The sequence below is a fragment of the Roseivirga thermotolerans genome (assembly GCF_014653175.1).
GTDB classification, from domain to species: Bacteria; Bacteroidota; Bacteroidia; order Cytophagales; family Cyclobacteriaceae; genus Roseivirga; species Roseivirga thermotolerans.
The window spans coordinates 304,837-319,568 of the sequence record NZ_BNAG01000002.1 but is presented as its reverse complement, the minus strand read 5'-3'; the positions used below and the strand labels follow the sequence as shown (position 1 = coordinate 319,568).

Here is a 14,732-nt window from a genome sequence, read left to right as displayed (position 1 = left end):
TTAACCGGGAATTTACTAGAACACAATCACATCTACATCTTCTAACACTTTAATGAGGTCGGGTACTTCCTTCATTCGCAAGAAATAGAAGATATTCTTACCTTCTCGCTTGCTGCCGAGAATTCCCTTCATTTTCATGTTAGCCAGATGGTGGGAGGTTAGTGATTGTTCCAGTCCAAGGTAAGCGGTAATGTCGTTAACCGACATTTTCTCATGCTCATTGAGCAGGTCGATGATGCCAATTCGCATCGGGTGAGCAATTGTTTTGAGCACAAAAGCAATTTTCTCGACCCTGTCTACGTCCAGTTGCTCTTCCATTTGGATAGGTTTGCTTCAAATATATGAACATACGTTCATATTAAAAAGCGAAAACTGTAATTTTTAACCCCAAGTTGGAGCCATTGCCCACCGAAAAGGTATACCGGGTTCAATAAAAAAAGCCAGACGTTGATTCGCCTGGCTTTTCACTAGATATTAACTGATCTATCTATAGATAATTTCTATCTCTACTCTTCTGTTGGCTGCTCTACCGGCACTGGTGCTGTTATCAGCCACCGGGTTAGCAATACCATATCCATCGGCACTAATTCTGCTTGGGCTAATACCCTGTTCTACAAGGTAGTTCTTCACAGCGTTAGCTCTTCTTTTGGACAGCTCAAGGTTTGAAGCTGCATTGCCGGTATTGTCAGTATAGCCACTCAACTTAATATCGAAGTCGTTTTCTTTCATCAGCTGAGCCACTTGATTGAGCGAAGCATAGGAACTAGATCGTAACACATCACTTCCGGAGTTGAACTGAATGCTCTTAACCGCAAGGTCTAATACCTGTTGCACTTCTTCCTGCACTTCAGGACAACCACCATTGCTGGCAAGTCCGGCAGTTTCCGGGCAGCGGTCATCACTATCTTTTACACCATCACCATCTCTGTCGGGGCAACCATTTAGTGTACCAGCCACTGTCGGACATTGATCATCGCTGTCTTTCACACCATCACCATCTCTATCAGGACAGCCATTGAGTGTACCGGCCACGGTTGGACATTGGTCTTCTGAATCCTGAATACCATCTCCATCCGTATCAGGACATCCGTTGAATCGCGCTATACCGGCCACATTAGGACACGCATCCTCACTATCTTTTATACCGTCACCATCCGCATCAGGGCAGCCATTGAGCTTTCCTGCTACCGTAGGACACTGATCGTCTTTGTCCAATACGCCATCGCCATCCGTATCGGGCCATGGACATCCTTTGTTTTCTGCAGGTCCTGCCTGAGTAGGACAAGCATCTTCTTTATCATAAATGCCATCGCCATCCGAATCTTTTTTGCTGCTTAGGGAGAAGGATACTCCCAGTGAATACTGCATGTAGTTAGGAGCCTGCTGAACACTCTTTTTATAGGCAGCGCCCACTTCTATGCTAGCGCCTTCGGTTAGCTTAAACTCAAGTCCGGCTCCAATCGGCACATGACTCAGCAAGCCATCTTCAAACTCTTCGTATATGCCTTCTATATTGCTGAAAGAAGTGAGTCCATAGCCTAGAAAAACAAACGGAGCTACTTTAGACTCTTCTTTGAGGACATACCCATTAGCCAACTTATAAACCATTCGGGCATCCACATCGAATACATTACCCACGAAAATATTTTCGTGGCTCAACTTACCATAAGAGGTTCCCAGCTCTAAATCTAAACTATTGTTGAGGTAGCGATCTACCCCTACTCGAAAACCGGCACTACCCAAGTCTCCAAAATTGAAGAGGCTCTCATAGTAGCGGTAATCAAACTTGTTATTGATGAGGTCAATGTCAATCCACCACTTGTCGTCAGCGGTTTGGGCATGAGCAGTAAATGCAAAAAGAATTGCCGTAAGTGTTAGTAAAAGTTTTTTCATCGATTTAAGGTTTTTGTTGTGTGTTACAGACTCAAAAATACCACCAAACTGTCAGACAATAAACAGTCTTTGAGTAAAAGAGACTACACGATAAATAAAATGGCATTTTTTTTTGAATCCGCATCAAAGCGAGGCCAGAAAAGTTTCTTCATCCTAGAAATGATTCCCAAATTAGGAACATGAAAATTGGCCTTATTTCCGATACTCACGGGTTTCTCGATGATCGCGTTTTTCATCATTTTGAGACATGCGATGAAGTATGGCATGCCGGTGACATTGGTGAGGGCGGGGTGTTAGAGGCCTTGCAAAATTTCAAACCCACTCAAGCAGTTTATGGAAACATAGACGGCCCCGAGATGCAGCGGGAGCTTCCGGAATACATTGCAACCTCTTTAGAAGGCTTAAAGATTCTAATGATTCATATCTGTGGAACTCCGGGCAAATATGCCAGAAGGGCGAAAGAACTTATTGCCGAGCACTCCCCTGACCTGCTCATTTGTGGCCACAGCCATATACTTAAAGTAATGCCCGATAAGCAAAACCAACTTTTATACATGAACCCTGGCGCTGCAGGAAGGCACGGTTTTCATCAGGTGCGAACGCTGTTGCGCTTCGACATTGCCCAAGGAAGGGCACAAAACCTGGAAGTTATTGAATTGGGTAAACGAAGTGAAATAAAAAAGCCCTGACTTCAGGGCTTTCATTAGGTTATATTTTTAAAAGATGCTTATTCAGCAGACTCTTCTTTTTTCTCTTCTTTAGCAGGCTTCTCTTCTTTAGCAGCTTTTTCAGCCTTAGGGGCCTCTTCTTTCTTTGCCTTGGCCTTAGTTTCTTTCTTAGGCTCTTCAGCGTTGAAAGACGCCTTCAGCTCCTCTTTATCAACGTTTTTCAACACAGGTTTGCTGGTAAGAAATTTAATTCTGCTCTGTCTTTGAGCCGCTTTTTGCTTATTTCTTCTGCCTTTTCTCTTTAATCTTGTTACTCCCATGACTAAGACCTTATTTCTAAATGAGGGGCAAAGATACTGGTTTAATATTCATTTGCGAATATTTTGACGAAGAAAAACTGTCATTTTTTTCCTATAAGTTAGGAAGAGCTACTCAGTGAGCCATGGTTTTACTAGTTTTGGCAAAAATTTGAATAGATGTCTAAGAAACCATCCCTTCCCAAAGGCACCAGAGATTTCGGTCCGGAACAAATGTTCAAACGAAACTTTATTATCGAAACCATTAAAAAGGTATTTGAAAAATACGGTTTTATGCCTCTGGAAACTCCGGCCATGGAAAACCTGAGTGTTTTAACCGGTAAGTATGGGGATGAAGGCGATCAATTGCTCTTTAGAATCCTCAATTCGGGAGACTTTTTGAGCAAGACTCAACCGGCAGATTTCGAAGAAGGCACTAAATCGTTGGTACCTAAAATCTCCGAAAAAGGGCTCAAATATGACCTTACAGTGCCTTTTGCCCGCTATGTGGTAATGAACCGCAACGACATCACCTTTCCGTTCAAGCGTTACCAGATTCAGCCGGTATGGCGAGCCGACAAACCTCAAAAAGGGAGGTATCGAGAATTTTTTCAGTGCGATGCAGACATTGTAGGTACCGACTCGTTGGTTTGCGAGGCCGAGTTGCTGGCTATGGTGCAGGAGGTTTACAAATGCTTTGCTTTCGATGCCTATAGCATCTCTATAAGCAACCGTAAAATACTGGAAGGAATTGCCGAAGTGTGTGGAGCCAAAGAAGAGTTTAGCCGGTTTTGTGTGATTCTCGACAAGCTAGACAAGATAGGCAAGGAAAAGGTGTTTGATGAATTGGCCCTTCTTGGTCTGAATAAGCAATCGCTTCACCGACTCGATCAAATTCTGGCACTTTCCGGCAATAATGTGGAGAAACTGGATGCCCTGCTCTCCCTGCTCAACGAATCTGAAATAGGCCAAAAGGGAATTGCCGAGACCAGAGAAACTCTGGACAACCTAAGTTTACTGGGCTTTCTGACCGACAAAGTACTTGTGGACTTTACCCTGGCAAGAGGACTCTCCTACTATACCGGCATGATCTACGAAGTGAAACCTACCACTATTAAAATGGGAACAATTACGGCCGGTGGACGATACGATAACCTCACAGGAGTTTTTGGACTAGAAGGTATTTCAGGCGTGGGTATTTCTTTTGGAATCGACCGTATTTACGACACTCTCGAAGAACTCAATCTCTTCCCCCAAGCCAAAGCAAGGTACAGCAAGCTTTTGATCGTGTCGTTCGATGATGCTGCACAAAAGCATTCGCTTAATCTGCTATCTAAACTAAGAGCGGCAGGAATTAGCGCAGAGCTATACCCTGAACCCGCCAAGCTTAAGAAGCAATTGGGTTATGCGGATAAAAAAGGGATTCCCTATGTCTTATTGGTAGGTTCTGAAGAAATGAAAAACCTGCAATACACGCTTAAGTATATGGAAACCGGTAACCAAGACAGCTTCAGTATAGAAGATGTGATTAAACATCTGCTTGAGGAAACGAACTAGCAAATACGGTTTTGTTTTACCTAATTTGAATAAGTTTCCAATACGCGCTACGTTTATTGGATAGTTCAAATGGATATTCTTCACGTTCATATCCTTTCATTATTGACACGAAGCCGGTGGGGTAAATTTATACTGCTCATGCTGCTTTTTGCACTGCCCTATGGCGCTTATGGCCAGTTCAATAGTAGTAAGGGTTGGATAGAATCTGATTTTGTAGCCGGTTGTGCCCCCCTTTCATTTGTAATTAAACACACCGGCCTTAAACCGGGCACCTTATTTTACACCATAGATGGCGATCCTAACAACCCACAGTTTACCAATGCAGATGGAGCCCTGGACCCCGGAGAAGAGAATACTATTGAGTACCTTGACCCCGGCACATACCATATCATATTGGTCGATCAGGGGGTAATCAGAGAATACGACAGCCTAAAAATCACTGTATATCCTAACGATCCGCCACAGGTTTCTTACAACTCCTGCCAGGGCAACAGCGTGCAACTGGAATTCCGGAAAGATCAGGACATATACGATTTTTATCGAATAGACTTTGGAGACAATAACATAGTAGAACACGATGGCGAAAGCCCCCTAAACTACAGCTATAGCACTCCCGGAGTTTATCGGCTCACCGTGCGTGGCATGCTCAACACAGGCAATGCCTCCAGTTGCCGTGTAGCTATTTTCAACGTATCCTCTTTTGAAAACCTCCCTCCTCCCGTTCTCAACACAGTAGAAGTAGTGGATGAGCAAAGTTTTCGAATTGCCTATGAGGAACTTGAACCTAACCTCAATTATACCCTCGAAATTAACCGGGGCAACGGATTTGAGGTAGTTACTTCTATTGATCCTGACAACAACCCTACCTCATTTGAGTATAGCAACAACGCTCTTTCTTTAAAAGATTCTTATGTGGGTATCCGCCTGATGGTAGCCGATGACTGTGGCACTCAAACCATTTATTCGGAGACAGGTTACACCATTGCCTTTAGTTTATATGATGAATCGGTTGACGATGATATAGAAATGACCATTGCCTGGCTTACCAGCACCACAGACTTTAGCGACATACGGCTACACCTGAACGGTTTGGAATGGCAAACTTACTCTGAGGCTGAAAATAGCAACGGACAATCCCTTTCTTTCAACAGCTGTACCGAACTAGGCACCCTACAAATGGTGTCTGTGTTTAACGGGGTTACATCTCTGAGCCAAAGCCTTGAACCATTTAATGGTCAGCCCTTCACTTTACCGGCTCCACCGGCTCCTCAAATAAGCGTTCGGGGTGCTGTGGTAGAAGTAGTTCTGCCAGCCACTAATTTTCCCTTGGGGCGATACATTCTGTACAGGAAAGATATTGAAACAGACTTTGCAGAGATATTTAGCACCGCAGAAACAGAAATAACAGACACCACCATTCCACCGGGTACTTCCGAGGTATGTTACCGGTTGGTTTATGAAGACGCGTGTGGCAACCTTTCCGAAACCAGTGAGCAAGTATGCCTCATACTTTCTACCAACCTGGGTGTTCCTAATGCTTTTAGCCCCAATGGCGATGGAATCAATGACATTTTCAAAGTAAGTGATGGAATTTATAACAACTTTGTACTGAGTGTTTACAGCCGATGGGGAAGTCTCGTTTTTGAAACCACCAACCCCTCAGAAGGTTGGGACGGAAATTTTAACGGTGAGCCCGCGGCATCCGGAACCTATCTTTACCGTGTCTCGTTCGAGAATGCGGACAACCAACCCATAAGAAGAACAGGTTCTTTTATATTAATTCGATAGCTTTGACAAAAAATACAGGCCATGTTTGATATGATGAAAATGATGGGCAAGGTGAAGGAGATGCAAGCCAAAATGAAAGAAGCCCAAGAGAAGCTGGAGTTCATTGAAGAAACCGGTGAAGCCGGAGCAGGAATGGTAAAAGCCACTGTAAACGGCAAAAAAAGCGTAGTCTCTATTGAAATTGACGAAAGCCTGTTGAGCAAGGATGACAAAGAAATGCTTCAGGACCTTACCGTTGCGGCCATTAACAATGCCATGGAAAAGGCCGACATCCGGGCAAAAGAAGAAATTAAGAAAAGTACTGAGGGGCTTATGCCCAATATTCCCGGAATGGATCTGGGCAATTTATTTTAATGGAAAAACTTTCTGTTGTTCTCCTCAACTACAATGGGAGAGCCCACCTGGAAACATTCTTACCATCGGTAGTTGCACACAGCCAACCACACACCGTATATCTGGTAGACAATGGCTCTACCGATGATTCACTCCAGTGGGTAAAGGCAAATTTTCCTTCCGTAAAAACCATTGCTTTTTCTCAAAATCATGGTTTTTGCGGTGGTTACAACAAAGCACTACCCCTAATTGAGTCTGAGTATGTGGTGCTACTCAATACCGATGTGGAAGTAACCAAAGGGTGGATTCATGCTCCCTTACAGTTGCTAGAACAAAACAGAACCATTAAGGCCCTTCAACCCAAAATACTCGATTATAAGAAGAAAGATACTTTCGAATATGCCGGAGCTGCCGGTGGTTATATCGATTGGATGGGCTACCCTTTTTGTCGCGGCCGGATTTTTGAAACGCTCGAAAAAGACAACGGCCAGTATAACACCAACACTCCCATTTTTTGGGCCTCGGGCAGCTGCCTTTTCGTGCACCGCAAAACCTACCTAAAACTTGGCGGTCTCGATGAAGACTTTTTTGCCCATATGGAAGAAATAGATCTCTGTTGGCGCATTTGGAATGCCGGGTTTCAGGTGAGTGTAGCAACCGAAAGCATCGTATTTCATTTGGGTGGAGGCACATTAGACAAGTCGAAACCCAAAAAAACTTACCTCAACTTTAGAAATGGCCTAAGCCTGCTCATTAAAAACGAAACCATTGGCCACCTGCTGTGGAAATTCCCTTTGCGCTTAGCCCTGGATTGGGTAGCTGTATTCAAGTTTTCTGTACAAAGCGGCCCACAACACGGCCTGGCCATTCTGCACGCCCACTTGAGCACTTTTTGGTATATGAGAAGAACATGGGCTAAAAGAAGCAAGAAAAGCCAAAGTTTACCCAACATTCCAATCTACCGAGGGTTTATAACCTGGCAGTATTTTGTAAAAGGCCGGAAAGTGTTTGCCAATCTGAACCGAAAAAACCTACCCTAATTATACCAAACAGGGTTTTGTCTTCTTCTAAGATGTTTTCTAATGTTGATGATATAGGCCAAACCCAAATAAACAATGAGAGGGGAGCCAAAGGTTAGAAAAGAAGAGTAAATGAAAAACAAACGGATGCTAGAGGTAGAAAGATTGAGCTTCTCCCCTAGTTTGGTGCATACCCCAAAGGCCTGATTCTCAAAAAACTGCTGAATTCTTTCCATTTAGCTAAAAGATGTACCAATTTAGAAACAAATTCCAATTGGTGAAATCGGAAAGTACTAAAAAATTATTAAACTTGCAGCCTGCTAAATCAGGCTTAAACAGACGAAAACAATCAAAATTCTTATGAAAACCCGAACTGCTAAAAAGTTTTTTCTAGTTGCACTTGTGGGCATCTTCTCATTCACGGGCTGTGCACTCAGCACCATGAAGAAAATGGCCAAAGATCAACAACTAACGGTGACTCCAAGCCCACTTGAGGTACATGCAGACACTGTAAGATTCGAGTTATCTGCCAACCTTCCGGTTAAAATGCTTAAACCAGGCAAGGTGTACCAACTGAATACTTTCTATACCTACGGAACACAAGAGCGTCAGCTAAAAACCATAGAGTTCAGAGAAGTTGACTACCCTAATGCTGGTACCGAACAACCAAAGAAAACCGAAACCTATGCCTTCCCATTTGTAGAGGGTATGGAAAGAGGTAATCTTCAGGTTCAAGGCCGTGCACTAAACCCTAAGAACGGCAACTACCTTGAGACCGAGCGACTTGGCATTGCCGATGGCGTAATCACTACCTCAAGACTGGTACAGTCTTCTTACTATGCCTCTTATGCCCCTCACGGTTACAACGATCAGGAAGAATTGATCCCTACTAACGTAGAGTTCTACTTCGATCAGGGAAAATCGGTATTCAAAACTTCTGAGAAAAACAGTGACAGAGGTGAGCGTTTTGCTGCCTTTATTGCCGAGAAAAACGTAACAAGAACTGTTACCATTACCGGTACTCACTCTCCTGAAGGTAGAGAAACATTCAACTCAGAGCTTTCTCAGGAAAGAGCTGCCGCCATTGAAAAGTGGTATAGAGAAAAAATGGATCAGTATGACTACAAAGGCATGGCTGATCAGATCAGATTTATTCTTAAGCCAATTGTTCAGGACTGGAACGGTCTAAAATCTATGCTTGCCAGCTACGATGGTATCACTGCGGCTCAAAAAGCAGAGTGGACTAACATTATCAATGGAGCCGGTTCATTTGAGCAAAAAGAAAAGCAGCTACAAAAACTAAGCACTTACAACAAAGTGTTTAAAGACATCTACCCTAAGCTTAGAACAGCTAAAACAGAAGTGTTGACTGTGAAGCCAAAGAAATCGAGAGAAGAAATTGCTACGCTGGCTACTCAAATAGCTAACGGTTCGGCTTCGGCAAGCGCTCTTTCTCTTGAAGAATTGCTTTATGCTGCTGCCAACAACCCTTCACTTACTGAAAAGCAAAAAATCTACGAAGCTGCTGCCAAGAAAAGCGATACTTACGTAGTGCACAACAACCTAGGTGCTGTACACCTACAGTTAGCCATGCAAACTTCTGGCAGAGAAATGACTAACCATGTTAGAACTGCATTGAACCACTTCAATATTTCTAACCAAAAACAAGCTAACGTATATGCTCAAGCCAACATTGGTATGGCTCTAGCTATGCAAGGCAACCTTTGGGGAGCACACGATGCGCTTACAAAAGCAGCCGGAATGAACCCAAGCAACGAAGTAAGCCAAGGTATTAACGGTGCCAAAGGAGCTGTAGAAATCAAAGTAGGTCGTTACGATCTTGCCATTGGTTCATTGAACAGAGCTACTAACCGTTCTGTTGATCAGTTCAACAAAGGCCTTGTACAGTTGTTGAGAAAAGACTTCAGAAATGCACAGTCTACTTTGGAAAGTGTAATTAGCAGCGACAGAGGTTATGTAGTTGCTCACTATGCTGCTGCAGTTGCCGCTGCCCGTCAGGACAACGAGAACAAAGTAATTGAGCACCTGAGAAATGCCATTAGTGCCGATGCTTCTTTGAGAGCTAAAGCTGCTAACGACCTTGAGTTTAGACAATACACTGGCTCACAAGCATTTTTTGACTTACTGAAATAAGTAAATCATTAAAAAAATACTCGAAAGCCCCGAATGTGATTCGGGGCTTTTTTTATACCCAATTCTAAAGCAATTCTATATTGGGATTTGAACCCTGATTGTGTATTTTTACGCCCGCTAAAAACCAAGTTCAATGAGAGAAATACAATTCAGAGAAGCCTTAAGGGAAGCCATGTCTGAGGAAATGAGAAGAGACCAAAAAGTCTTTCTCATGGGAGAAGAAGTTGCTGAATACAATGGTGCTTACAAAGTGAGCCAGGGCATGCTCGATGAGTTTGGACCGGAAAGAGTTATAGATACCCCTATTGCCGAACTGGGCTTTGCAGGAATTGGTGTTGGAGCAGCCATGAATGGCCTGCGTCCGATCATTGAATTTATGACCTTCAACTTCTCGTTGGTGGCCATAGACCAGGTTATTAACTCAGCCGCCAAAATGATGTCTATGTCAGGTGGTCAGTTTCCAATGCCTATAGTTTTTAGAGGACCAACCGGTAATGCCGGAATGCTAAGCTCTCAGCATTCTCAAAACTTTGAAAACTGGTATGCCAATACTCCCGGACTCAAGGTGGTAGTACCTTCTAACCCCTACGATGCTAAAGGTTTGCTCAAGTCGTCTATAAGAGATGAAGACCCGGTTATCTTTATGGAGTCTGAGCTCATGTATGGCGATAAAGGAGAAGTACCTGAGGGAGAATACCTCTTGCCTATTGGCCAGGCCAATATTGTAAAAGAGGGTAGCGATGTAACACTCGTTTCCTTCGGTAAAATGATGAAGATTGCCATTGAAGCAGCAGACGAACTGGCCAAAAAAGACATTAGTGCAGAAGTAATTGATCTACGATCAGTACGCCCCATTGACTATAAAACTGTTATAGGCTCCGTTAAGAAAACCAATCGATTGGTGATTGTTGAAGAAGCCTGGCCACTGGCTTCTATTTCAACCGATATTGCCTTCAACGTACAAAAAGATGCCTTCGATTATCTGGACGCACCTGTAAAAAGGGTAAACAGCATGGATCTTCCGTTGCCTTATGCCCCTACGCTCATCGATGCCATTCTACCTAATGTAAAGCGGACACTAGACGCGGTAGATGCAGTTATGTACAGATAGTAAGAAAAAACTAAAAAAGAGCCCTGTCGGAACTGACAGGGCTTTTTTTATGCTCATCAACGCCATAGGAGAAAATATTATACCCATCTCCCCTACTTAATTGAGGCCTCTTTGAACGCAGAAAACAAATGGATTCTTTCTCATAATTCAAAACACCACTTAAATTGCCTACTGTTGAAAAGGCTCTAGCTCAGAGCACCAACAAGCACATAGATTAATTTCCCTGAAGTACAAAGCAACATAAAGATGTACTCCATGGAAACTCAGAAGAGAGAGAAAGTAAGGTTTAAAATCAACAGATGGGTCAACTGATTTTAGTAGCCGGGGTCAGCCGATCGGGAAAATCGTCATTTTCGAAAGAACTATGTGCCCTTCTGCATGATTCCATCCATCTGGATCAGGATGAATTTGTGAAAGCCCAATCGGAAATCCCCACCATTAAAGACAGGATTGATTGGGAAACCCCCGATTCAATCGACTGGAACAGATGGAGAAACACCATCGACAGTTCTTTGAATGAAAATCGCTATGTAGTCGCTGAAGGCATTTTTGCTTTCACAGATCTACAAATAATAAAAAACGCCTCTCTTACCATTGCCATAGACATTCCCTACGAAACCTATCTGCAGAGACGTATGAAGGAAACCCGCTGGGGTAATGAACCGGAGTGGTTTTTAGAGCATGTTTGGCATTCTCACCTCAAATATCATAACCCTCACAAAATAACTCCTGATATTATGCTTAGCGGCACGGAAACTATTGACGCTCAACAGGTACTCTTAGCCGCACAACTTATTTAATTACGCTTTTGGATTTAAGAAATAGAAACACTTTATTTAACGAAATAATTAGTTAATTTGAAGTATTTCATAGTTATACCAATTCTCTCTGTTGTCTTATTGGGCTGCACCCCCCCACAAAAAGAGCCCGATTCGTCAAAAAGAATGGTAGAATCCGAGCCCAAAAAAGAAGAACCCATCACCCGTGTATTGGCTGAAATGCCGGATTACTACTTTCAATTTTCTTCGCTAGAGCTCAATCAACACCTAAAAGATTTGGATTTGCGGGTGTTCAAACACTATGGCGAGTTTTACACTGATGATTTTAGCATATACAAGCTTCACCGCCTGGACTACCTGGTAGAATCGTACTTCATAGAAGATATTAACCTATACTTTATCGATAGCTTATTAGTTAAAATCCAGGTCTATCTGCGCGAAGACAAGACTCAAGAGTTCCTCAACCGCTACGGAATGGCTAAGATTTATATTACTGACTATCACAATAAAAAGCTTTTAGAATCGGAACGGGTATTATCGTATCAAAAAGGTAAATACCGGATCAACGAGAATCTGGATCACTACATTCTTCGATGGAAAGCCGACAGCATGGACATTGAATACCGGGTGAATAAGAAGCCGGACAGTATAAAAATACAGGCGGCAAGCAACACTACCTTGCTAGACGACAACCGAAAGCGCTACAAGCTCACCTTTCAAACAGCCGACTATGATCACCAAATGGCATGGATAAAATGGGAATCGTACAAAGAGTCTAGAGGGCTTGTGGCAGAACCCGCAGAAGAACAATGAAAAATCCTAGCTGCAAACTGAGACAAGTAAGTTAGATATGAAAGTCTCAGCCAACCAACCTCAGGAACAATATTGAGCATAGGTTTTACTATACTCAGTTTACCTCTCTTTTAATTTTAATCGTTTTGAAGGCTCGTATTGCTGATTCTTGATCTCTTATTCGTTTTATACTGCCTACTATGTTAAAGTTAAAATTGGAATTTAAATCTTTAAAGTAAACACCCGTCATTCCATCGATCCCTTTGCGAGGTGTGATTAATTTACATATATAGTGACCCACCGTATCAACCTGAATATTATGATTTCTGATTTCCTCGGGTATTTCAATAGCTACCCTAATAGAAGTGTCTTTGTAAGTGAGGATTGCAGCGTATTCATTACCTGAATGAATAACTTGCTTCATTGGAATTTGGAATGGTTCAACTTTGACTAATAAAGGATCTCTGATCCCTTTCTCTCTCATTATTTGTTGTCTTACTCCTTCTATATCTCCTGTTGTATAAATGACGCCATCTTTCCCATAAGGCAGATTTACAGGCATCCACAAATAATCATGCTCGTAAATGTATTCCTGTTCTGTTAAAATAAGAGAGTTGGCATACCCCATTTCACTCCAATCAAAAAACAGCTCAATTTCATTACCAACAATTCTTCCAACAAAGCTGTCGTCCCCTTTTTCTTTGTGATACTTCCAACTATCTGGAACATCAATTTCAAATGCACCTGTATCGATAGTTTTAATACCCTCCTGGTTATCTAAAGAGCAACTAGATAATGTAACAATTATCAAGAGGCTAAAGTAGAGTTTCATCGCTGCTTATCGATTAGAATTATGGCGCGCGCTTTTTAGAGCAAGACTTTGCATGATTCCTTAGTTCACATGTACTATAAATGCTTGAGGCTTATCTCCTGCCGCCCATTTGAGCCAAGCTTTGCATGGCTCGCTTGCCTCCTACTTTATTCATCATTTTCATCATTTTTCGCATGTCGGCAAACTGCTTCATAAGGTTATTTACCTCCTGAATAGAAGTACCCGAGCCATCGGCAATTCGCTTTCTTCGGCTACCATTAATAATCTCTGGGTTAGCCCGCTCATCTTTAGTCATTGAGCGGATAATGGCTTCAATCGGCTTAAAGGAATCGTCATCAATATCAAGCCCCTTCAAAGCCTTTCCCATTCCGGGTATCATACCCATAAGGTCTTTCAGGTTACCCATTTTCTTAATTTGCTCTAGCTGCGACAAGAAATCATCAAAATCGAACTTATTCTGGCGAATCTTTTTGTTGAGCTTCTTGGCTTCTTCCTCATCAAAGGTCTGTTGCGCTTTTTCTACCAACGACACCACATCGCCCATACCCAATATTCGGTTGGCCATACGGTCTGGATGGAAGACATCAATAGCCTCCATCTTCTCTCCGGTAGAAATGAACTTAATGGGTTTGTCTACTACCGTTCTGATCGAAAGGGCCGCACCACCGCGGGTATCACCATCGAGTTTGGTGAGTACTACTCCGTCAAAATCGAGCCTTTCGTTGAAAGTTTTAGCTGTGTTCACAGCATCCTGACCCGTCATTGAATCGACCACAAACAAGGTTTCAGAAGGGTTCAGTGCTTTTTTGAGCCCTTCAATCTCTTGCATCATTTGCTCATCGACCGCCAATCGACCGGCTGTATCGACTATAACGATCTTTTTCCCTGTTGACTTAGCATGTTTAATGGCATTGTTGGCAATTTCAACAGCATTTTTATTCTCAGGCTCGGCATAAACCTCCACACCAATTTGCTCTCCCAATACCTTCAACTGATCAATGGCAGCCGGACGGTAGATATCGCAGGCAGTAAGCAACACCTGCCGCCCTTGTGATTTGAGCATTCGGGCAAGCTTACCTGAAAAAGTGGTTTTACCTGAACCCTGCAAGCCGGAAATAAGCACCACCGCAGGATCTCCCTGCAGGGTCATATCTACCTTTTTGCCACCCATCATTTGGGTTAGTTCTTCGTTAACGATCTTAACAAGTAGCTGGCCGGGAGAAACCGATATGAGTACATCTCTGCCGAGTGCCTCTTCTTTAATTTTGTCGGTTACCTCCTTTGCTACTTTATAGTTAACATCAGCATCAATCAGTGCTCGTCTGATCTCTTTGACTGTGGTGGCTACGTTTATTTCTGTGATCGAACCCTGACCTTTTAAGGTCTTAAAGGCCTTATCTAGCTTGCCGCTTAAATTCTCAAACATGCTTTCAACTTTTGGCTTGCAAAAATAGCCATTTTTCCTGTCTTAAAAAGCCGCTAAACCGAGTAAAACAGACAAATAGCGGCT

15 protein-coding genes are annotated in these 14,732 nt (G+C 42.9%); 9 read left to right on the top strand and 6 right to left on the bottom strand.

Translation table 11 applies throughout. From position 1 onward, the window contains the following. Positions 1–15 precede the first annotated feature (15 nt). Both IE164_RS07340 and IE164_RS07335 read right to left on the bottom strand, forming a co-directional pair. Positions 16–318: an ArsR/SmtB family transcription factor gene (locus tag IE164_RS07340; protein WP_189629569.1), complete on the bottom strand. Its 303-nt coding sequence runs from the start codon at positions 316–318 to the stop codon at positions 16–18. 165 nt (positions 319–483) lie between these two features. Continuing rightward, the gene (locus tag IE164_RS07335; protein ID WP_189629568.1) at positions 484–1,893 is read right to left on the bottom strand and encodes an OmpA family protein; all 1,410 of its coding nucleotides are present in this window, start codon (positions 1,891–1,893) and stop codon (positions 484–486) included. A gap of 179 nt (positions 1,894–2,072) precedes the next feature. On the opposite strand from IE164_RS07335, the gene IE164_RS07330 reads away from it, so the two are divergent. Beyond that, positions 2,073–2,582, top strand: coding sequence for a metallophosphoesterase family protein (locus IE164_RS07330; RefSeq protein WP_189629567.1), 510 nt, complete (start codon positions 2,073–2,075; stop codon positions 2,580–2,582). Between the two features lie 38 nt (positions 2,583–2,620). Here the strand turns inward: IE164_RS07330 and IE164_RS07325 are convergent, their stop codons facing one another. Next, a complete protein-coding gene (locus tag IE164_RS07325) occupies positions 2,621–2,785 on the bottom strand; it encodes a hypothetical protein (RefSeq protein WP_189630072.1) in 165 nt (54 codons plus the stop codon). A gap of 252 nt (positions 2,786–3,037) precedes the next feature. Between IE164_RS07325 and hisS the strand changes: the two genes are divergently transcribed. From hisS to IE164_RS07305, 4 genes are all read left to right on the top strand, one after another. Next, positions 3,038–4,414: a histidine--tRNA ligase gene (gene hisS / locus IE164_RS07320; RefSeq protein ID WP_189629566.1), complete on the top strand. Its 1,377-nt coding sequence runs from the start codon at positions 3,038–3,040 to the stop codon at positions 4,412–4,414. 138 nt (positions 4,415–4,552) lie between these two features. Then, a complete protein-coding gene (locus tag IE164_RS18515) occupies positions 4,553–6,202 on the top strand; it encodes a T9SS type B sorting domain-containing protein (RefSeq protein WP_229838574.1) in 1,650 nt (549 codons plus the stop codon). 21 nt (positions 6,203–6,223) lie between these two features. Then, on the top strand, positions 6,224–6,556 hold the full coding sequence (locus tag IE164_RS07310) for a YbaB/EbfC family nucleoid-associated protein (protein WP_189629565.1): 333 nt from the start codon (positions 6,224–6,226) through the stop codon (positions 6,554–6,556). Continuing rightward, positions 6,556–7,575: a glycosyltransferase family 2 protein gene (locus IE164_RS07305; protein ID WP_189629564.1), complete on the top strand. Its 1,020-nt coding sequence runs from the start codon at positions 6,556–6,558 to the stop codon at positions 7,573–7,575. Before IE164_RS07310 ends, IE164_RS07305 begins: the two co-directional genes overlap by 1 nt. Here IE164_RS07305 and IE164_RS07300 read toward each other — a convergent pair. Beyond that, a complete protein-coding gene (locus tag IE164_RS07300; RefSeq protein ID WP_189629563.1) occupies positions 7,572–7,790 on the bottom strand; it encodes a PspC domain-containing protein in 219 nt (72 codons plus the stop codon). The genes IE164_RS07305 and IE164_RS07300 overlap by 4 nt on opposite strands. Positions 7,791–7,914: 124 nt before the next feature. On the opposite strand from IE164_RS07300, the gene IE164_RS07295 reads away from it, so the two are divergent. The 4 genes from IE164_RS07295 (at position 7,915) to IE164_RS07280 (ending at position 12,411) form a co-directional block, all read left to right on the top strand. Beyond that, positions 7,915–9,708: a tetratricopeptide repeat protein gene (locus IE164_RS07295; RefSeq protein WP_189629562.1), complete on the top strand. Its 1,794-nt coding sequence runs from the start codon at positions 7,915–7,917 to the stop codon at positions 9,706–9,708. 133 nt (positions 9,709–9,841) lie between these two features. Continuing rightward, positions 9,842–10,819 (top strand): pyruvate dehydrogenase complex E1 component subunit beta, encoded by a 978-nt coding sequence (locus IE164_RS07290; protein ID WP_189629561.1) that lies wholly within the window; start codon positions 9,842–9,844, stop codon positions 10,817–10,819. 299 nt (positions 10,820–11,118) lie between these two features. After that, complete coding sequence (locus IE164_RS07285) at positions 11,119–11,619, top strand: uridine kinase family protein (protein ID WP_189629560.1); 501 nt, start codon at positions 11,119–11,121, stop codon at positions 11,617–11,619. Positions 11,620–11,763: 144 nt separating this feature from the next. Beyond that, positions 11,764–12,411 (top strand): hypothetical protein, encoded by a 648-nt coding sequence (locus IE164_RS07280; protein ID WP_189629559.1) that lies wholly within the window; start codon positions 11,764–11,766, stop codon positions 12,409–12,411. 94 nt (positions 12,412–12,505) lie between these two features. Here IE164_RS07280 and IE164_RS07275 read toward each other — a convergent pair whose 3' ends face one another. Next, complete coding sequence (locus IE164_RS07275) at positions 12,506–13,222, bottom strand: hypothetical protein (RefSeq protein ID WP_189629558.1); 717 nt, start codon at positions 13,220–13,222, stop codon at positions 12,506–12,508. 91 nt (positions 13,223–13,313) lie between these two features. Continuing rightward, on the bottom strand, positions 13,314–14,648 hold the full coding sequence (gene ffh, locus IE164_RS07270) for a signal recognition particle protein (protein ID WP_189629557.1): 1,335 nt from the start codon (positions 14,646–14,648) through the stop codon (positions 13,314–13,316). Positions 14,649–14,732: the final 84 nt, after the last annotated feature.